This window comes from Vibrio sp. 1978 (assembly GCF_033344345.1).
Map to the genome: position 1 here is coordinate 1 of NZ_JAWPOP010000796.1, position 575 is coordinate 575.

The window sequence follows — 575 nt, forward strand, 5'->3', positions numbered from 1 at the left end:
AAAGGCCCTTACTGGGTGATATACCCTCTTAGTCAATATCCTGAATTGGATCACAATGAATATCATGCCCAAATGGTGTGGCAAGTTAATGAGATGAAAATAAAACAAAAATAATGAAGTTATCAGAAGCTTACCCAATTAAACAAAAAAATTATTCGACGACCAGCAAAATGCTCCTTTTGGTTTTTGCCACTTCTTTATTGCTCGCAAATGTCATATTGCTCCAACAAACTCGGGTCTTAGCGCAAAGTTTTACTGATGAGCAAAAACAAGCGACATGGTTTTTATTCCAGTTATCGAAAGAACTTTCTGAGCTCGTCAGTGAAGCACGTCGACTGGACGAAAATGTTTTAAAAATAGAAGGTGCAGAACTTCAGTATGAGCTTGCTTGGAGCCGTTTTGATTTATTAATAAATAGTAAAGACGTCTACACCTTTTTTTCTCGCAATCAAATTCAGCAATATTTTTTGCAACTGTTTAATGAGTTTAAAGAGTTAGAACCTCTGTTGGTGGAAGCCAAAACCGGAGACAGCCAAGCGGCAGCTCAGTTTTATCGCGCCACTCAAACGCTGTAT

Annotated in this window: 2 pseudogenes; both read left to right on the plus strand. The window is 38.1% G+C overall.

Going from position 1 to position 575, the window contains the following annotated elements:
* Positions 1-114 (plus strand): annotated as a pseudogene (locus R8N49_RS29155) (oxidoreductase); the annotation flags it as partial.
* A pseudogene (locus R8N49_RS29160) lies at positions 114-575 on the plus strand (GGDEF domain-containing protein); the annotation flags it as partial. The pseudogenes R8N49_RS29155 and R8N49_RS29160, both read left to right, overlap by 1 nt.